This window comes from Nocardia sp. NPDC058480 (genome assembly GCF_042720495.1).
Classification (GTDB): domain Bacteria; phylum Actinomycetota; class Actinomycetes; order Mycobacteriales; family Mycobacteriaceae; genus Nocardia.
In genome coordinates this window covers 313,784-332,410 of the sequence record NZ_JBHXMN010000007.1, presented here as the reverse complement: position 1 = coordinate 332,410, position 18,627 = coordinate 313,784, and the positions used below count along the sequence as shown (strand labels likewise).

18 protein-coding genes are annotated in these 18,627 nt (G+C 68.2%); 14 read left to right on the top strand and 4 right to left on the bottom strand.

Annotated features, from left to right (window positions below):
- Nucleotides 1–304 precede the first annotated feature (304 nt).
- Nucleotides 305–2,428, bottom strand: a complete 2,124-nt coding sequence (locus ACFWO8_RS19765) for a RecQ family ATP-dependent DNA helicase (RefSeq protein ID WP_378952930.1) — start codon at nt 2,426–2,428, stop codon at nt 305–307.
- Nucleotides 2,429–2,679: 251 nt separating this feature from the next.
- On the opposite strand from ACFWO8_RS19765, the gene ACFWO8_RS19760 reads away from it, so the two are divergent.
- Nucleotides 2,680–3,162 carry a hypothetical protein gene (locus ACFWO8_RS19760; RefSeq protein ID WP_378952927.1) on the top strand — a complete coding sequence of 161 codons (483 nt, stop codon included), beginning with the start codon at nt 2,680–2,682 and terminating at the stop codon, nt 3,160–3,162.
- Between the two features lies 1 nt (nt 3,163).
- Here the strand turns inward: ACFWO8_RS19760 and ACFWO8_RS19755 are convergent, their stop codons facing one another.
- Both ACFWO8_RS19755 and ACFWO8_RS19750 read right to left on the bottom strand, forming a co-directional pair.
- Nucleotides 3,164–4,387, bottom strand: coding sequence for an RtcB family protein (locus ACFWO8_RS19755; RefSeq protein ID WP_378952924.1), 1,224 nt, complete (start codon nt 4,385–4,387; stop codon nt 3,164–3,166).
- 81 nt (nt 4,388–4,468) lie between these two features.
- Nucleotides 4,469–5,344: a ribokinase gene (locus ACFWO8_RS19750; RefSeq protein ID WP_378952921.1), complete on the bottom strand. Its 876-nt coding sequence runs from the start codon at nt 5,342–5,344 to the stop codon at nt 4,469–4,471.
- Nucleotides 5,345–5,681: 337 nt separating this feature from the next.
- On the opposite strand from ACFWO8_RS19750, the gene ACFWO8_RS19745 reads away from it, so the two are divergent.
- The 12 genes from ACFWO8_RS19745 (at nt 5,682) to lexA (ending at nt 16,390) form a co-directional block, all read left to right on the top strand.
- Nucleotides 5,682–6,947, top strand: coding sequence for a glutamate-5-semialdehyde dehydrogenase (locus ACFWO8_RS19745; protein ID WP_378952918.1), 1,266 nt, complete (start codon nt 5,682–5,684; stop codon nt 6,945–6,947).
- Nucleotides 6,944–7,822: an AAA family ATPase gene (locus ACFWO8_RS19740; RefSeq protein ID WP_378952915.1), complete on the top strand. Its 879-nt coding sequence runs from the start codon at nt 6,944–6,946 to the stop codon at nt 7,820–7,822. Before ACFWO8_RS19745 ends, ACFWO8_RS19740 begins: the two co-directional genes overlap by 4 nt.
- Nucleotides 7,823–7,824: 2 nt before the next feature.
- Nucleotides 7,825–9,216, top strand: coding sequence for a VWA domain-containing protein (locus ACFWO8_RS19735; RefSeq protein WP_378952912.1), 1,392 nt, complete (start codon nt 7,825–7,827; stop codon nt 9,214–9,216).
- Nucleotides 9,217–9,227: 11 nt separating this feature from the next.
- A complete protein-coding gene (locus tag ACFWO8_RS19730) occupies nt 9,228–9,569 on the top strand; it encodes an MmcQ/YjbR family DNA-binding protein (protein WP_378952909.1) in 342 nt (113 codons plus the stop codon).
- A 161-nt stretch (nt 9,570–9,730) separates the two neighbouring features.
- A complete protein-coding gene (locus ACFWO8_RS19725; protein ID WP_378952906.1) occupies nt 9,731–10,795 on the top strand; it encodes a hypothetical protein in 1,065 nt (354 codons plus the stop codon).
- 44 nt (nt 10,796–10,839) lie between these two features.
- Nucleotides 10,840–11,481 (top strand): nicotinate-nucleotide adenylyltransferase, encoded by a 642-nt coding sequence (gene nadD, locus ACFWO8_RS19720; RefSeq protein ID WP_101463962.1) that lies wholly within the window; start codon nt 10,840–10,842, stop codon nt 11,479–11,481.
- Nucleotides 11,482–11,527: 46 nt separating this feature from the next.
- Nucleotides 11,528–11,944, top strand: coding sequence for a ribosome silencing factor (rsfS, locus tag ACFWO8_RS19715; protein WP_056821472.1), 417 nt, complete (start codon nt 11,528–11,530; stop codon nt 11,942–11,944).
- On the top strand, nt 11,941–12,600 hold the full coding sequence (locus tag ACFWO8_RS19710) for a histidine phosphatase family protein (protein WP_378952903.1): 660 nt from the start codon (nt 11,941–11,943) through the stop codon (nt 12,598–12,600). The genes rsfS and ACFWO8_RS19710 overlap by 4 nt, the downstream gene beginning before the upstream one ends.
- Nucleotides 12,590–14,293 (top strand): diglucosylglycerate octanoyltransferase, encoded by a 1,704-nt coding sequence (gene octT, locus ACFWO8_RS19705; RefSeq protein ID WP_378952900.1) that lies wholly within the window; start codon nt 12,590–12,592, stop codon nt 14,291–14,293. Before ACFWO8_RS19710 ends, octT begins: the two co-directional genes overlap by 11 nt.
- 3 nt (nt 14,294–14,296) lie before the next feature.
- On the top strand, nt 14,297–15,139 hold the full coding sequence (locus tag ACFWO8_RS19700; protein ID WP_378952897.1) for a DegV family protein: 843 nt from the start codon (nt 14,297–14,299) through the stop codon (nt 15,137–15,139).
- A 72-nt stretch (nt 15,140–15,211) separates the two neighbouring features.
- Nucleotides 15,212–15,706 carry a GNAT family N-acetyltransferase gene (locus tag ACFWO8_RS19695; RefSeq protein WP_378952894.1) on the top strand — a complete coding sequence of 165 codons (495 nt, stop codon included), beginning with the start codon at nt 15,212–15,214 and terminating at the stop codon, nt 15,704–15,706.
- A gap of 33 nt (nt 15,707–15,739) precedes the next feature.
- A complete protein-coding gene (gene lexA, locus ACFWO8_RS19690; protein WP_378952982.1) occupies nt 15,740–16,390 on the top strand; it encodes a transcriptional repressor LexA in 651 nt (216 codons plus the stop codon).
- A gap of 5 nt (nt 16,391–16,395) precedes the next feature.
- Here lexA and ACFWO8_RS19685 read toward each other — a convergent pair whose 3' ends face one another.
- Nucleotides 16,396–17,358: a DUF2332 domain-containing protein gene (locus ACFWO8_RS19685; RefSeq protein ID WP_378952891.1), complete on the bottom strand. Its 963-nt coding sequence runs from the start codon at nt 17,356–17,358 to the stop codon at nt 16,396–16,398.
- 179 nt (nt 17,359–17,537) lie between these two features.
- On the opposite strand from ACFWO8_RS19685, the gene ACFWO8_RS19680 reads away from it, so the two are divergent.
- The gene (locus ACFWO8_RS19680) at nt 17,538–18,551 is read left to right on the top strand and encodes a ComEA family DNA-binding protein (protein WP_378952888.1); all 1,014 of its coding nucleotides are present in this window, start codon (nt 17,538–17,540) and stop codon (nt 18,549–18,551) included.
- Nucleotides 18,552–18,627 lie beyond the last annotated feature (76 nt).

The window sequence follows — 18,627 nt, the reverse complement described above, 5'->3', positions numbered from 1 at the left end:
GAGCGCTAACCGGCGACCCGGCCGCGGACCGGCCACTTCGTGGCCGCCGCTCCCTATGGGTCGCGGGTGCGGGGTTGGGAGTGCGGTCATGGCGGACCTGGGGTGCACGGTGGGGCTGGGAGTGCGGTAGGGCTGCGGGCTTCGGGGTGTGTGGTGGGGCTGGGAGTGCGGTAGGGCTGCGGGCTTCGGGGTGTGTGGTGGGGCTGGGAGTGCGGTAGGGCACTGCGGACTTCGGGGTGGGTGGTGAGGCTGGGAGTGCGGTAGAGCTCTGGTCTTCGGGGTGCGGTGTGGCTGGGTGGGGCGGTTAGGTGGGGGTGGCCAGGGCGAAAGGGAGGATTGCGTCGGCGCCGCTGGTGCGGAGGGCGTGGGCGGCGACGGTCATGGTCCAGCCGGTGTCGGTGAGGGTGTCGACTAGCAGGATCGGGCCGTTGACCGCGGCGAGGTCGGGGATCTCCCAGGAGTCGAACAGTCCGGCCACTCGGTGGGCGGAGTTGGCCGCGGAGACCGGGGGGCGGTCGGGTCTGGTGTGGAGGGTGCCGAGGTTGTCGAGTCTGCCGATCTGGGCCAGGCGCGCGGCGAGGCTGGTGGTGAGCTGGGGGTAGCGGGGGGATTCGAGGGCGAGCACCGAGGTGGGGCGGGTGGTCCAGGTCCAGTCGCGGAGCACAGCGATGCAGGCGTCGAAGACCGCGTCGGGTACCGGTGCATCGGGGGCGTCGAGCAGGGCGCGCAATCGCATGCCCCAGCCGAGATCGGTGAGTCGACCCAGTACGCGGCCGGTTTCGGCGCCGCCGGAGATCTTGCCCGACAACGGGATTCCCAATTTCGCCATGCCGCTCGGCCACTGTTTGCGGGGGGCGAGGTCTAGGCCGGGGCGGTCTAGGCGGGCCCGGGTGGCGGCGATCGCGGCGTCGTCAACCGTGGTGTCGGGGCGGGTGCCGGTGCAGTTGTCGCAGCGGCCGCAATCGAGGTCGGCTGTTGCCAACCCGGCCATGCCTGGGTCGTCGAGTTGGCGGCGCAGGAAGGTCATCCGGCACGTCGACGTCGACTGATAGTCGATCATCGCTTGTTGTTCGGCGTCGCGTGCCGCGGCCAAGCCCTCGTAGCGTTCGGTGTCGTAGGCCCAGTCCTGGCCGGTCGAGAGCCACCCGCCGCGCACTCGCCGCACGGCGCCGTCGACATCTAGCACCTTCAGCACCATCTCGAGCCGCGATCGGTTCAGCTCGACGAGCGGTTCGAGCGCCACCGTCGACATCGCCCGGTCGGTATCCAACGCGGCGAGCACCGAGCGCACGATGTGCTCACGCGGGAAGGCGACGGACGCGAAGTAGCTCCAGATCCGCGCGTCCTCGGGGCCCGGCAGCAGGACAACCTCGGCGCGCTCGGTGCCGCGGCCCGCACGACCGACCTGCTGGTAGTACGCGATCGGCGAGGACGGAGCCCCGACGTGCACAACGAAACCGAGATCAGGCTTGTCGAAGCCCATACCGAGCGCCGACGTCGCGATCAACGCCTTGACCTCGTTGTTCAGCAGCGCGGCCTCGAGCACCTCGCGTTCGGCGGGGTCGGTTTGGCCGGTGTAGGCGGCGACGGTGTGGCCGTGCGAATTCAGCAGGTCGGCCAGATCGTTGGCCGCGGCGACCGTGAGGCAGTAGATGATGCCCGAGCCCGGCATCCGATGTAGCTGTTCGCCCAGCCACGCCGTGCGCTGCACCGCGTCGTCGAACCGCACCACCGACAGGTGCAGCGACTCGCGATCCAGCGTGCCGCGCAACACCAGCGTGTCGGTGCCGATCTGCCCGGCCACATCGGTGACCACCCGGTCGTTGGCGGTCGCGGTGGTCGCCAGGACCGGCACCTCCGACCCGAGGTCGGCGATCAGCGTTCTGATGCGGCGGTAATCGGGCCGGAAGTCGTGGCCCCAGTCCGACACGCAGTGCGCTTCGTCGATGACGACGAGCCCGGCGTCGGCGGCCAGACGCGGCAGTACCTGATCGCGGAAGTCGGGGTTGTTCAACCGTTCCGGGCTCACCAGCAGCACGTCGACCGCACCGTCGGCCACCCGCTGATGGATCTCGTCCCACTCGGTGACATTGCCCGAGTTGATCGTGGCCGCCACCACCCCGGCGCGCTCGGCGGCCGCCACCTGGTTGCGCATCAACGCCAGCAGCGGCGACACGATCACCGTCGGTCCACGCCCCGCCCCGCGCAGCAACTTGGCCGCGATGAAATACACCGCTGACTTACCCCAGCCGGTCCGCTGCACCACCAGCGCCCGCCTGCGTCGCACCACCAGCGCTTCGATCGCGATCCACTGATCCTCCCGCAACCGCGCGTCGGGCCCGGCGAGCTCACGAAGCAGCTGCTCAGCTCGTTCGCGCAGGTCAGGGTCCGTCAGGTCGAGCACATCGTTGCCTGCGGGTGAGGTCATGCGCCTATCGTGCCGCACACCTCCGACAGGTAGGTACCGCCTCTCCGCGATTCTGGCCGGATTCGGGTGCGCAGGGAGCAGGGGGCGCGGCCGTGGGAACGTCGGGGGCGCGGTTGGCTCGTGCCCGGTGGAGTTACCCATGTTCGTGCGAGATCAGGCGTCGCCTCGCACAGCCAGATCGGCCATTCAGTCGGCGAATGGTCCTGCGGGGGAGGAGAATAGGGCTATTGCCTGACCGCGGGAGGGGCGTTATGTCGAACAGATTCGACTCGCCTGCTGGGTGGACGCCGCCCGGTTCGCAATTCCAGACGAATTCGAACACCTCCCGCACGCTGATCGGCGCGTTTCTCGCGCTGATCGTGACGCCGGTCGGGATGGGGCTCGCCGCACACGGGGCACTCGACACCAGCCGGTGGGTCATCCTCGGTGACGCCGCCGACCGGCTCGGCTCGACCCTGCAGATCATCGTGGGCGCGCTGCTGCTCCTGCTGGTGAGCGCGCTGGCCGGGTTCACTCCCGTCGCGACCGTCCTGGCCGGACTGGTGTGGGGTGTGCTGCCCGGCCTTGTCTACTTCGTCTCGCCGGAGAGCACGTGGCGGATGGTGGGTGATCTGCCGCTGATGACCGATGAAATGCACCTCGCGCTCCACGCGTGGATCACCAGCGGCTACACCTTCGTCGTCGGGTTGCTGCTCGTCGGCGCGGGTGTGGCGGGCACCCTGCGCCGACGATGAATCAGCCCTTCACACACAGCACCTGACGCAGCGTCGCCACCACATCGACCAGATCGGCCTGTGCCGCGATCACCTGATCGATGTCCTTGTACGCGGCCGGGATCTCATCGACCACCCCCGCGTCCTTCCGCGATTCCACACCCTCGGTCTGCGCGACCAGATCCGCGACCGTGAACTGCCGTTTGGCGGCCGACCGGCTCAACCGCCGTCCCGCACCGTGCGAGGCCGACTGGAACGAAGCGGGATTCCCCTTGCCCCGCACCACATACGACCGCGTCCCCATCGACCCCGGAATCAACGCGAGTTCACCGGATCCGGCCCGCACCGCACCCTTACGGGTCACCAGCATCGGCTCGTCGTCGATGATCTCCTCGGCCACATAGTTGTGGTGGCAGGAAATGGGCTCGTCGAAACGCACCTCGCGCCCGGTGAATTCGTCGCGCACCGCACGGCACACCAGCGACAGCATCACCGCGCGATTGCGCGCGGCGTACTCCTGCGCCCAGGTGAGATCACGCCGGTAGGCGTCCATTTCCGAGGTCCCGGACACGAAGACGGCCAGGTCCCGATCCGGCAGCGACTGGTTGTGCGGCAGCGCACGCGCCACCGCCATGTGCCGCTCGGCCAGTTCCTTGCCGATATTGCGCGAACCGGAGTGCAGCAGAATCCAGACGGCATCGTCGGAGTCGAGGCAGACTTCGATGAAGTGATTCCCCGACCCGAGCGATCCGATCTGCTTGTGCGCCTTGGACTCCAGCTGGGAAACCCCGGGGTGCAGCTCCCCGAACGAACGCCAGAACCGCTCCCACCCGTTGGCGCGCAAGGCGGCCTGCCCGTGTGAACCCGCGAGCTCGGCACCGAGCTTCGTCACGTTCACGGCATCCTTGTGCGCCTGGAAGCCGACGGGCACCGCCTGCTCGATCCGGCTGCGCAGCGAGCGCAGATCGTCCGGCAGGTCGGCGGCGGTGAGATCGGTCTTGACGCTCTCCATCCCGCAGCCGATATCGACCCCGACCGCAGCGGGCGCGACCGCATCACGCATCGCGATCACCGACCCGACCGTCGCGCCTTTACCCAGGTGCACATCGGGCATCACGCGCAGTCCGTACACCCATTCCAGGTTCGCGATATTGCGAAGCTGGCGCAGCGCTGACTGCTCGATCTCGTGCTCGTTGGCCCACATGAGCGTCTGCGCTCGCGTACCGCGCAGCTCGACGGGAAACATGGTCGGTCCTCTCCTAGATGAAGGACCAACGGTAGGGGTGGGACGGATGTGGCGCACCTGATTTTCACCGCGCCCGGCAGGTCAGCCGGTGGTGATCGCCGCCGCGATCTGTGCGCTGCTGGGAATCGACGAGCTTGCGCCCAGGCGGGTGGTCGCCAGTGCGCCGGCGGTATTCGCCCAGTTCAGTGCGGTCGGCGCACCCTGATTCCAGGTTGCGACCAGTGCGCCGGTGAATGCGTCACCCGCGCCGGTCGTGTCGACCACATCGACGGCGAGTCCCGCGACGGAGAGCTCGGTCCCGTCCTGGCCGCGATACACCGCCCCGTCCCCGCCGAGCGTGCGCACCACGTGGGTGACCTCGGTCAGTTCGGCCGAATACTGTTCGGATTCCAAGGAATTCACAATCGCGAGGTCCACGGCGGTCCACAGTTCAGTGGGCAACGACTGAACCGGCGAGGGATTCAGGGCGACGACCGTGCCCGACGTGCGAGCGTGTCGGGCGGCGGCGAGCACCGTGTCGATCGGAATCTCCAACTGGCACAACAGGATGTCGGCAGCCGCGATCGCTGCGAGTTCGGCGGTCGACAGATCCGTCACCCGCCCGTTGGCTCCCGCTACCACGATGATGCTGTTCTCGCCGGCCCCGTCGACGACGATCGAGGCGATCCCGCTGGCACCATCGACCCGGCGCAGCGAGGTGGTATCGACGCCCGCGTCCGACAGCGCCGCCGTCAGTTCGGCCCCGAACGCGTCATCGCCGATCGCGCCGAGAAACCGCACCCGCGCGCCTGAGCGTGCCGCCGCGATCGCCTGATTCGCACCCTTCCCGCCGGGGACTGTCGCGAACTCGGACCCGAGCACGGTCTCGCCCGGTGCGGGCCTGCGCGCGGTTGTCGTGACCAGGTCCATATTGACGCTGCCGAGGACGACGACGGTGGGCGAATCGGTGCGGTCCATAACGCTGAATCTAGCGGCGAGGGCGCCATCGGTTCGGGCATCCCTTGCCGCCGTGGGAGTAGGGGGCAGCGGATGTGTATGCACTGGTCGGCGGCTGTGACGGAGAGGTTGCCATCCTCGCTGGGGCGAAGGTGCTGATGCGTGCCTAGAGCGTGGTGACGGCGCCGGTCAGCGGGTGTGCGCGCCACACGCAGTCCCTGCGTCGGCGTCCTTGGGGACAACTGCGTCGATAGCGTCGCCGAACCTGTGGACAACTCGGTCCCGCCGCCGGTCGGAGCCGTATTTCGGGTGCTGGGTGGCGTCGAGTGCGCGAGTCGGACTGCGTACGCTGATACCCATGACGGTAGAAGTGACCCCCGAGCTGGACATCCGCGCAGCGGTGCACGACGCCGCCCGCAGGGCTCGCGTCGCGTCCCGTGTGCTGGCTCAGCTGACCACGGCGCAGAAGAACGACGCACTGCACGCGGCGGCCGACGCCCTGCTCATCGCCACCGATCGCGTGCTCGCGGCCAACGCCGCCGACATCGCGACCGCGCAGGCCGCCGGTACCGAGGAGAACCTGCTCGACCGGCTGCGGCTCACCAAGGCCCGCATCGACGGCATCGCCTCGGGTCTGCGTCAGGTCGCCACCCTGCCCGACCCGGTCGGCGTCATCGTTCGCGGCTCCACCCTGCCGAACGGTCTCGAGATCCGCCAGACGCGCGTGCCGCTCGGTGTGGTCGGCATGGTCTACGAGGCCAGGCCCAATGTCACCGTCGACGCGTTCGGCCTCGCTCTCAAGTCGGGCAACGCGGCGCTGCTGCGCGGGTCGTCCTCGGCCGCGAATTCCAATGCCGCACTGGTCGAGGTATTGCGTGAAGCCCTTGTCGCCCAGGGTGTTCCGGCCGATGCCGTGCAGCTGCTGCCGAGCAACGACCGCTCCAGCGTCACCCACCTGATCCAGGCCCGCGGCCTCGTCGACGTGGTGATCCCGCGTGGCGGTGCTGGCCTGATCAACGCTGTCGTCCGCGACGCCCAGGTGCCGACCATCGAGACCGGCACCGGCAACTGCCACGTCTACGTGCACTCGGCCGCCGACCTGGCCATGGCCGAGGCCATCGTGCTCAATGCCAAGACCCGCCGCCCGAGTGTCTGCAACGCCGCCGAGACCGTCCTCATCGACGCCGCCGTCGCGGAGACCGCGCTGCCTCGCCTGAGCAAGGCACTCGAAGACGCGGGCGTCACCATCCACGGCGATCTGCCCGGTCAGGTCCCGGCCACCGATGCCGATTGGGGTGAGGAGTACCTCACCATGGATATCGCGCTGAAGGTCGTCGACGACCTCGATGCCGCCGTCGACCACATCAACACCTGGGGGACCGGCCACACCGAAGCCATCGTCACCGCCGACCTGGCCGCCGCCCGCGAGTTCACCGCCCGAGTCGACGCCGCCGCGGTGATGGTGAACGCGTCCACCGCGTTCACCGACGGTGAGCAGTTCGGCTTCGGCGCCGAGATCGGCATCTCCACTCAGAAGCTGCATGCCCGCGGCCCGATGGCACTGCCCGAACTCACCTCCACGAAGTGGATCGTGTGGGGCGACGGCCAGACTCGGCCGGTGTGATCGTGACTCTCGTACAGGAACCGATCTTCACCTCGGTCGACGATGTCATCGACCGGCTCGCCACCACCGGCTACCTGGCCGACAAGGCAACGGCCACTTCGGTCTTCCTTGCCGATCGGTTGGGCAAACCGCTGCTCATCGAGGGCCCGGCCGGTGTCGGCAAGACCGAACTCTCGCGAGCGGTGGCCCAGGTCGCCGACGCCGAACTGGTCCGCCTGCAGTGCTACGAGGGCGTTGACGAGGCCCGTGCGCTCTACGAGTGGAACCACGCCAAGCAGATCCTGCGGATCCAGGCGTCGAGTGAAAACGATTGGGCCGAAACCAAAGCCGACGTCTTCACCGAGGAGTTCCTGCTCTCGCGCCCCTTGCTCACCGCCATCCGGCGCTCCGAGCCGACGGTGCTGCTGATCGATGAGACCGACAAGGCCGATGTCGAGATCGAAGGCCTGCTGCTCGAAGTGCTCAGCGATTTCGCGGTGACCGTGCCCGAACTCGGCACTATCACCGCCACCCGCAAGCCGTTCGTGGTGCTCACCTCGAACGCCACCCGGGAACTGTCGGAGGCACTCAAACGCCGCTGCCTGTATCTGCACCTGGACTTCCCCGACGAAGACCTCGAGCGCCGCATCCTGGCCAGCCGCGTACCGGAACTCCCGAGCACCGTGGCCGAGCAACTGGTGCGGGTCGTGCACGTGCTGCGCGGAATGCAACTCAAGAAGCTGCCCTCGGTCGCCGAAACGATCGACTGGGGCAACACCTTGCTCGCCCTCGGCGCCGCCGACCTCGACGACGCGACCGTGCGCGCCACGCTCGGCGTGGTGCTCAAGCACCGCAGCGATCACCAGCGCGCGCTGGCCGAGCTGAAACTGGCCTGATCATGACCGCGCCGACACCGCACGGAATCGGTGGCCACGTCGCCGGTTTCGTCGGTGCGCTCCGAGCCCGCGGCGTGCCGGTCGGACCGTCGGAGACCGTCGACGCCGGGCGGGTATTGACCGTGCTCGACCTGCTCGATCGCGAGGCCGTACGCGAGGGACTGGCCTGTGCGCTGCTGCGCAGGCCCACCCACCGCGCCACCTTCGACGGACTGTTCGACCTGTGGTTCCCCGTCGCCGTGGGTGATCGCAGCGCCGAGACTCCAGACCTGCCGCGCACCCCCGATGGACAGATCGACCTGGCTGCCCTACGCGAGCAACTCGCCGAACTGCTCGCCGCCGAGGACAGCGGCCCCCAACAGCAATTGCTGGCGGGGCAGGTGGTCGAGCAACTCGGGCAGTACCAGTCCGCGCGCGGGCCGTCGTTCTCCGCGTACCAGGCGCTCAAAGATCTTGCGCCCCAGTCGTTGCTGGCCAAGGTGCTCGCCGGCCTCGCCTTGCCCCCCGACGCGAGCGAGCGAGACACCGAGGTCGCCCGCCGCGTCGCCAGGGAACGCATCGCGGGGTTCCGGGCGAGTGTGGAAGCCGAGACCAACCGGCGCGTGGCCGAACAGATCGGGCGCGAACGCGTCGCGACCTACGGTGTCGCCCGTCAGGCCGAGGACGCCGACTTCTTACGCGCCTCCGAACGCGAGCTCACCGAACTGCGGCGCGGTACCCAGCGATTGGCCCGGATCCTGGCCTCTCGGCTGGCGGTGCGGCGCAAACGGGCTCGGCGCGGCGAGATCGATCTGCGTAAAACCCTGCGCGCGTCGATGTCGACCGGTGGGGTGCCGATCGACCTGGTGAACCGCAAACCTCGTCCCGGCCGGCCGGAACTGGTACTGCTGTGCGATATCTCGGGCTCGGTGGCCGGGTTCAGCAACTTCACGCTGTTGCTGGTGAGCGCACTGCGTGAGCAGTTCTCGCGGGTGCGGATCTTCGCGTTCGTCGACCGCACCGACGAGGTCACCGGGTTCTTCGAGCCATACGCGGGCCTCGACGACGTGATGACCCGGATCTTCACCGAATCGCGCATCATCGACGCCGACGGGCACTCCGACTACGGTTACGCGCTGACCAGTTTCGCCGAGAACTTCGGCGAAGCCGTCACCAGTCGCAGCTCGCTACTGGTCCTCGGTGACGGTCGCACCAACTATCGCAACCCACAACTGGACACCCTGCGCGAACTGGTCGGCACCGCCCGGCACGCGCACTGGCTGAATCCCGAACCCAAAAACCTTTGGGGGACAGGCGATTCAGCGGCTCGCGACTACGGTTCGGTGATCGAGATGCACGAATGCCGATCAGCTCGGCAGCTGACCGAGGTGGTCTCCAGGTTGTTGCCCGTCTGAAGGAGCTGACGATGAGTGTTGACGTCTCGGCCTACTGTCTGGCCAAACCGGGCGCTTGGGAAGACGAGCCGTGGGAGGGCGACACCGTCGCCAAGGTCGGCGACAAAGTGTTCGCGTTCCTCGGTGCCGGCACGTCGATCAGCCTCAAATGCGGTCGCGACCGCACCGAAGCCGATGAACTGGTCAACATCTACCCCGACGATGTCACCGTGTCGCCCTACATCGGCCGCTACGGCTGGAACAGCATCCGCGTGAGCGGCGCGGTGCCCGACGACGAACTACGCGAACTGATCGACGCATCCTACGACGCGGTCGTCGCCAAACTCCCGAAGTCGAAGCGCCCCACTGCCTGAGCACTTCAGCCGACGTTAAGCGCCTCACATGGCACGGCAACCAAGATCACGCCCATGCTGGCAGGGGCGTCGCGCGACGACGAGCGATCCGATCGACGGATATCGGACGTAGGGATGGTGCGGTCGGGCTACGTGCTCGGTCGGTGGGCGCGGTCCGCTCGGTGACCGATCCGTTCGCGAACGACAACGATCGCCCCCGCGTCGAACCCATCATTCCGGGCGGTCCCGCTGAAGGTTCGGGAGATCGACCCATCGCCGGGTCGGGCACGGCCGTAGCCGAAGGAGGCTCCCCGCAACCCGCGACGGGTTCGGGGCAGGGCACCGTTGCCGAGCCGGGCACGGCGAGCCCGCTCGGTGTCGCGGCTCGGCATCTTGCGCCGGGTGCAGGGGCCCGTGCGGCACGGCGCCTGGCCGGGATCGCCGCCGCGCGCCTGGCCGACGCCCCCGCGGCGGCGGAGGAACAGCTGCGTAGGGCGCTTGTCGTCGGCGCCGGTGAACTGGGTGGGCGAGAACTCGCCGCGATGCGTACCCAGCTGGTCACCGCCGTCGCCGCCCAGCCGGGCCGCGACCGTGATGTGGCTCGCGCCGCCGCCTCGGCCGCGGCTTGTTGGCGCCCGATCTCCCAGGCCGACTCGGTACACCTGTGGCTGGTCGCCGGTCGTGCCTGGCATCGGGCCGGCAAGCACGCAGAGGCGGTGGTGGCGTTCGACCGGACCCTGCTGAGCGGCGCCGTCGGCTACCCACCCGGTGAGCTCGCGCTGGTGCGCGCCCAGTTCGCTGAATCGCTGAACCACCTCGGTCGCTACCGCCAGGCCGCGTGGCAGTTCGCCGAGGCGGCGCGGCTGATCGCCGGTTCGCCCGAGCAGCGGCGCCGCCATGCCGATCTGGTGTGGTCGGAGGCCGTTGCTCGTGAGTGCTGTGGGCAGGAGTCCGAGGCGCTCGGCGGCTACCTGCGTGCCGCGGGGCTGTGGGGCGAACAGGACAAGATCGTGCCGCGGGCCCGCTGCCTGCGCGCCGCCGCCTGGCTGCAACTGCGCGGACCCCGGGGGCGCGTGCGCGGGCCGTGGTGGGTGACGATCGACGTGTTGCTGATCGAACTGAATCGCCGGGTCGCCGCCGACCCGGCCGCGCACCTCGTCGAAGAGCTGAAACGCACCCGTGCCCAGTTCGCCCAGATGTGCGCGCAGGCGTCGGGATCTCGCGAGCGCCGCGATGCCCCGGAGTAGTCCGGTCCGCCCCGGTCCCGTCGGCCGGATTAAGCTCAGACCTCATGCACGAAACAGCTCGGCCGCGTCGCAAGCTCGGTGTAATGGGCGGCACCTTCGACCCGATCCACCACGGCCACCTGGTCGCGGCGAGCGAGGTCGCGAACCGGTTCGAGCTCGACGAAGTGATCTTCGTACCTACCGGCCAGCCGTGGCAGAAGGTCAACAAGCAGGTCAGCCCCGCCGAGGATCGCTACCTGATGACAGTCATCGCCACCGCATCCAACCCGAGGTTCTCTGTCAGCCGGGCCGACATCGAACGCAACAAGGTCACCTACACCGTGGATACCCTGCGCGAGATGCAAAACGCGCACCCCGACGCGGAGCTGTACTTCATCACCGGTGCGGACGCGCTGGCCAACATCCTGACATGGCAGGATTGGACCGAACTGTTCGAACTGGCGAAGTTCGTCGGGGTGAGCCGACCGGGTTACGAACTGAACACCGATCATCTCGAGGAGCATCTGCGGGACCTTCCCGCCGACGCCGTGACGATGGTCGAGATCCCCGCACTGGCCATCTCGTCGAGCGAATGCCGCCGCCGCGCCGCGGAGGGTCGGCCGGTCTGGTATCTCGTCCCCGACGGCGTGGTGCAGTACATATCGAAGCGGCACCTCTACGTGCCCGCAGGAACGGAAGGTAGCTGACGTTGAGTCACATGAGCGAGGGTCTGACCCTGCAGAAGGAGATGGCATGAGTGCCTCAACCGAAGCGATCGAGATGGCCACGGTCGCCGCACTCGCGGCCGACGACAAGCTCGCCACCGATGTCGTCGTGCTCGACGTGTCCGAGCAGTTGGTGATCACCGACTGTTTCGTGATCGCGTCGGCGCCCAACGAGCGCCAGGTCAACGCGATCGTCGACAACATCGAGGACAAGCTGCGCGAAGCCGGCCACAAGCCGGTCCGTCGCGAAGGCACCCGTGAGGGTCGCTGGGCGCTGCTCGACTACGTCGACATCGTCGTGCACGTCCAGCACAACGACGAGCGCAATTTCTACGCACTCGAGCGCCTGTGGCGTGACTGCCCGGCGGTTCCCGTCGAGGGCATCGCCGCACTCCCGACTCCGGCCGCGGACGACGACGCGCAGGTAGAGGGAATCAACGAGTGAGTAAGTACGCCCATGTGCGCAACCTGATCCTGTTGCGGCACGGGCAGACCGAATGGAACGCGGCCGACCGGATGCAGGGCCAGATCGACACCGATCTCACCGAACTCGGTCGCCAGCAGGCCAAAGAGGCTGCGCGCGAACTGGGTTCACGCAACTCCATCGCGATCCACGCCTCCGATCTGCGTCGCGCCAAGGAAACCGCGCAGGCGCTCGGTGACATCACCGATCTGCCTGTCATCACCGATCCGCGGCTGCGCGAGACCAACCTGGGTGACTGGGAGGGCCTGACCCACCTCGAAGTCGACGCCGACTACCCCGGCGCTCGGGTGCAGTGGCGTCTCGACGCCACCTACACACCGCCCGGTGGCGAGAGCAAGCTCGAGGTCGGCGCGCGTGCGCTGCCCGTGGTGCGCGAACTGTACAACGAGCGGCAGGATTGGCCCGGTCGGACTATCATCCTGGTTGCGCACGGCGGGTTGATCGCTGCTCTGACGGCCGCGTTGCTGGAACTGCCACCGGAGAACTGGCCTGCCCTCGGCGGGCTGGCCAATACCAGCTGGGTGCAGCTTTCCAGTCACGGCCCGGATATCGACCGACCCGGCTGGCGCCTCGATGTGTGGAACGCAGCGGCGAAGGTAGCTCCCGATGTCCAATGAAGAGCCCGACCGATCAGTACCTGATGAGATGTTCCAGCAGGTGACGGCGAAAGCCGGACGGCAGTTGCCGGACGCGCTATTCGGCCCGCCACCCGCTCGGCCCGCGCGCGCAGAGCGCGAGGAGCCGATCCGTTCGGTACCGGACGAACTCTTCAAGCAGGTCACCGCGCGCAGCGCACGATCGCTGCCCGATGCCCTGTTCGGCCCGCTTCCCGCGCCGGTCGTCGCTGAGCCCGAGCCGGTCGACTCGGCGGCAGGCGCCGTCGAGTCCGGCTCGGGGACAGCGGATTCCGACTCCTCGGCCGCCGATGTTTCCCCGGACGGCAGTATCGACGGCGATAGTGCGGTGACCTCGATCGGTGACAATGCCGAGGGTGCACACGACGCTGTCGACGTCGCATCCAGTTCTGCTGTGCAGGAAGCCGACAGCGAGACTTCCGGTGTCACGGCATCGGTGGACGTTGCCGCAGATGACGGTTCGACAGACGAACTCGTCGATGCGGATTCCGGTGCGGTACAGGCTGATACCGTCGAGTCCACTGTGGAATTCGCTACGGCGGATGCGGATGCGGTCTCCGGCAGCGATCTGTCCGTGGAGCAATCCGTCGATGACCCGGCAGTCGTCGAGCCGATCGCGGATACCGCCGGACCGACGGATCTGGCTGCGCTGCAACCACTCCGACCGGATGCGACTGGTCCGGTTCAGTCCGACGCCACTACCTCGTCCGAAGTTTCTTCGGCTGAGGTGACGGCCGCCGCCGAAACCGGATCTGCTGATGCGCAGGCCGATCCTCCCGCCGCACTCCCCGGCGTGGACCTCGATACCTCGGACAGCTTGCCGGCATCTTCGCCTGCCACTGACGCGGATCTCGCAGTCGAGGCGGCCGCGAACCCTGCTGCCTCGCATGGTGAATTGGTCGTTGCGGAGCCGGCCGGTTCGCTGCTCGTCGAGGAAGCCGTGTCGCCCAGGCCGGTGGAGTCGGCCGCGCCGCGTCCAGTGCTGCTCGTGATCGCCGACTCGCTCGCCTACTACGGGCCGAAGGGCGGGCTGCCTGCCGACGATCCGCGGATCTGGCCGAATATGGTCGCCGCGGAGCTGGATTGGGATGTCGAGCTGATCGCGCGGATCGGCTGGACCTGCCGCGATGCGTACTGGGCACTGATCGGTGATCCTCGGGTGTGGGCCGCGGTGCCACGCGCCGGAGCGGTCGTGTTCGCCGTCGGCGGCATGGACACTCTGCCGTCCCCGCTGCCCACCGCGCTGCGGGAGATGATCCGCTACATCCGTCCGCCGCGTTTGCGCCGTGGCGTGCGCGCGTCCTACAACTGGTTGCAGCCGAAGCTGTCGAAACTCGGTCGCCCGGTTGCCCTTCCGCCGCGGGTGAGCGTGGACTACCTGGAACAGTCGCGTACCGCGTTGAACCATCTGCGTCCTGAGCTGCCCGTCGTGGCGGTGCTGCCCTCGGTGCACAAGTGCGATGCCTACGGGCGGGTGCACCGGGGTCGGGCACGGGCGGTCAAGGCCTTGCAGGCGTGGTCCGGTCGCACCGCGGTGCCGCTCGTCGACCTCGCTGAGGCCGTCCGTGACGACATCGAGTCGGGGTCCGCGAACCCGGATGGCATCCACTGGGGCTGGGCTGGGCACGCGGCAGTGGCGACGGCGATGACCAAGGCGCTGCAGGAGGTCCGGTAGTCCGTGGCCGTTGTGGTGGTCACCGATTCGGCGGCGGGATTGTCCGCCGATCTGGTCGCCGAGCTCGGTATCGAAGTGGTGCCGTTGCATGTGCTCGTCGGTGAGCGTGAGATCCGGGATGGCATCGACCCGATCGAGATCGATTACACGGCGGACTCGGTCACCACTTCGGCCGCTTCGCCCGGCGAACTGCGCGAAGCCTACGAACGCGCGTTGAGCCACAGCGATGGTGCCGGGGTTGTCGCGGTGCACTTGTCGCGCCGGTTGTCGGCGACCTGGGAATCGGGTCGCCAGGCGGTGCGCGACATGGGCGCCGAAGATCGAGTGCGCGTGGTCGATTCGCTCGGCGCCGGTCTTGCCACCGGTCTGCCGGTGCTGGCCGCCGCGCGCAGGGCGACGGCCGGTGAACCGCTGGACGACGTCTACGAGTGCGCGGTGTCGGCCGCGACCCGTTCTCGCACGTTCATCCTGGTCAACCGTACCGAGCAACTCCGCAAGGGCGGCAGGCTCAGCAGCGCCGCCGCGTTCTTCGGCAGCGAACTGGTGACGAAGCCACTGCTGCAGCTGGTGGAGGGCAAGCTCGAAATGCGCGAGAAGGTGCGAACCAGATCGCGCGCCTACGCCAAGCTGGTCGCCGCCGCGGTCGACGCGGCCGCGTCCGACGGCGCGGCCCTCGGCATCCAGCACCTCGGTGCACCCGAGGCTGCCGAGAACATCGCGGCGCAACTGCGTGAGCAGCTGCCGGAGGTTCAAGAACTTTACGTCGCCGAGTTCGGCCCCGCACTCGGTGTACACCTCGGTATCGGCGCACTCGGCGTCGCGGTGTTGCCGGGCGGATGTGTCTGATCGGTGCCGGTTCAGAATCTCGCTGAGGGCAATCAGTCCGGTGGCGATGATCCGGTGCCTACCGTGGTAGTCATGGCTGGCAACACTTCTCCACAGACCGACCTTTCGCCGCGAGTACTCGTGGTCGAGTGGGACGACCCGGATGCCGAGCTGCTGCGCGCGGAGATGTCGGCGGAGGTCGGTCCCCGCTACGCGCACCTCGAGCTCACACTGCGCGGCCCCGCGCCCATGTCGGTCGATTCTGAGACCGTGCACCGAACATTCGTCGCGTACTCGGGCGCCGAGCCCGTCGGCCACGTCGCGTTGCGCTGGAACGCCGGTGACCTCGAACTCAAGCGGATGTTCGTCCGCCTCTCCTACCGGGGCACCGGAACCGCGACCGCGCTGCTGCAAGCCGCCGAAGCGTCTGTCCGCGCGGCCGGTCAGCCCCGGATCATCCTGCAGACCGGCCATCTGCAGCCCGACGCGGTGCGCTTCTACGAGCGCAGTGGCTATCACCGGATTCCGCTGTTCGCGCCCTATCACGTCCTGCCGCTGTCGAATTGTTTCGCGAGGAACCTGCACTGAAGTGGTGATCGCATGGGGATCTACGATTCCCCGATGACCGGATACGACGACTTCGACCACCTCGACGCCGCGAACCTGCCTCCCCGCAGGCAACACATCCTCGCCGTGATCAGGGATTCGGTGCTCGCCAACGGCTACTCGCCGAGCACACGGGAGATCGCCGACGCGGTGGGCCTGCGCTCCACATCCACGGTCTCCCAACACCTGAAGGCGTTGGAGGAGGACGGTTTCCTGCGTCGCGCCGCCACCATGACCCGCCCCATAGACGTGCGCCTGTTCCTGCGTGGCGCCCCCGCCGCCGATTCCGACGCCTCGGTGTCGGTGCCCGTCGTCGGCGACATCGCCGCGGGCACCCCGATCCTGGCCGAGCACAACCCCGACGACGTGATGACCCTGCCGCGTGAACTGGTCGGGCGCGGTGAGGTTTTCGGCCTGCGGGTGCGTGGTGACTCGATGATCGACGCCGCGATCTGCGACGGCGACCTCGTCGTGGTCCGCAGTCAGCGCGAAGCCAACTCCGGCGATATCGTCGCCGCCATGATCGGCGAGGAAGCCACGGTCAAGGTGTACCGCCGCCGCAACGGCCACGTCCAACTCGAACCACGCAACCCCGCCTACTCCGTGATCGACGGCGACGAAGCAGTCATCCTGGGCCGTGTCGTGTCGGTGATGCGCCGAATCTGAGGTCGCTACGCCGGGCCGAACCAGTCCAGCGACTGGCCGTGCGGCCCGGCGAAAGCCAGCGGCTCGTCGTCGAGAGCGAGTACCAACCGAGCCGCCGCCGACTCGCGCGCCGGCAACCGGTCGACGAGCGAGGCGAGCACCCCGGGGCCCTCCTGCGAAACCCAGTGGCAGGGCAGCTCCCGCACCGTCGCCCGGAAGTCCGCTCGTGCCCGCGGCGAGAGATAGCTGAGCACCGCGCTGTGGAACACCACCACCGTGCTGTCGTGTGGTGCTCCGTGTACCAAGTCGATGATCTGCTCGTTCAGGTCGCCGGTAACGATGGTCGGAGGATCCGCGGCCGCGATCGAACAGGCCGCGCGCAGCCGAGCCAGCCGCTCGTCCTGACCCGGCCAGACGAGGGCGGACAGCCACTGCTGGTCGTCCTTGTCGCCGGCGTCGAGCGGGTTCAGATCCACTCCCGCCCGATGGACGACTCGGGGGAGCCGGTCCGGGATCGGCACCGGACCGGTTGTCGTGCAGGTCAATACAACTGGCGACGGACCGTCGGACGGATCCAGCGCGGCTGCGTCGTACCGATAGCTGAAACGGTCCGGGTACAGACACAATCCGGCCGAGGCGCCGACCTCGATGAGTGACAGCGGTCCGGGTAGCCGGGCCAGCACCGGCAGTAAGGCCGCCGCCCGGCCCGCCTCGTTCGTCTGCGTTCGCCGGGTCAGTGCTGTGGCCGAGATCGCCGGCCAGTTCTCGCGTAGTTGTTCGCTGAACTCGCTGTAGGGAACCGCGGTCGCACCATTCACTCGCGCGGCGGCCAGGATCAGGTTGGGTTGTTGCTTGTCCGTGGGCAATTGGGCGATCAGCGCCAACACCGCCGGGTCCGCGCTGATATCCAGTGCTCGTCGGTGATAGAGCGGGGAATTGTCGCGCGCTTCCCGGAGTGCGAAGTCGCGGAATCGTTGTGCGAGTTCCATGGGTACCTGAATACGTCGAATCGGCCATGAGCGCACGGTATCTATTCGGGCAGGCCGGATCCCGGGTACGAGGTCTGCTGAGCGGTGAGTTATCCACAGGGCAGGAGTTATCCACAGGTTTCTTTCCGGCCCAGGTCAGCGTGGGTTCGTCAGGTCGGCGTCGGCATAACGTCGCTGCCATGTCACGACACGAAGAGCACGAGCGGGTACGGCAGCGGCTGGGTGGTCTGGCGGTCCGCGAGCGAGAGCGGCCGAGCCGTCAGCCGCTGCGCGAGTCCGGGATGGGTTCCGGGACGGTTGATTCGCGCACTGATGACGACCGAGGGCACTGGGACGACGACGAACTCGCACCGTCATCGGGACCCGCGGGAGCGGTCGGGCCGCCGGTGTGGCTCGACGACGGTGCCTCGCGTGGGCGAAATCGGCTGGTGCCCGAGCGCTTTCGTGAAGCACGGCTGGATCCGGGTCGTCGCGGCGCGCTGGTGCTCGGCCTGGTCGGTGTCATCGCGGTGGTGCTGACCGGGGTGATGGTGCTGCGCGATCAGCCCGTGGCCCGGGCGGTGCCGCCGGTGCCGGTACTGCGGGCGGAAAGCATTGCGGTTCAGCCCGGCCCGACCACCGTGGCAGCGGCGATGGCCGGTCCGGGCCCGACCGCGAGCGCTGATGTTGTCGTCAGTGTGGTCGGTTTGGTCGAACGGGCAGGGCTGCACCGATTGCCGGACGGCTCTCGGATCGCCGACGCACTCGAGAAGGCGGGCGGCACCAGAGAAGGCGCTGACCTGGCGGGCCTGAACCTGGCCCAACGGCTCTCCGACGGCGACCAGGTTGTCGTCGGCGCCACCGACCCCCAAGTCGGACAACCCCGCCTCGGCAGCATCATGATCGGCGCGGGTCGCGCACCCGCCGCAGGCCCGAACAACGCGAGCTCGAACACGGCCGGATCGAGCACGGTGGGTTCGAATACCGTAGGCCCCAGCTCCGGGGGCGGTACGCCAGGAAAATCTCGCATCGATCTGAACACCGCAACCGAAGCCGAACTGGACGCGCTACCCGGCGTCGGCCCGGTTACTGCCAAAGCGATCCTCGCGTGGCGCTCGACCAACGGTCGCTTCGCCGACGTCGCTCAACTCGGCGAGGTCGACGGCATCGGCCCCGCGCGCTTGGCCCGACTGCGCGACCTGGTGACGACATGATCCTTCGGACATTTCGCAGCAGCGAGCGTGAAAGTTCGCGCACCGCCGACGATTATCACCGGAGTGCCGCGTGTGT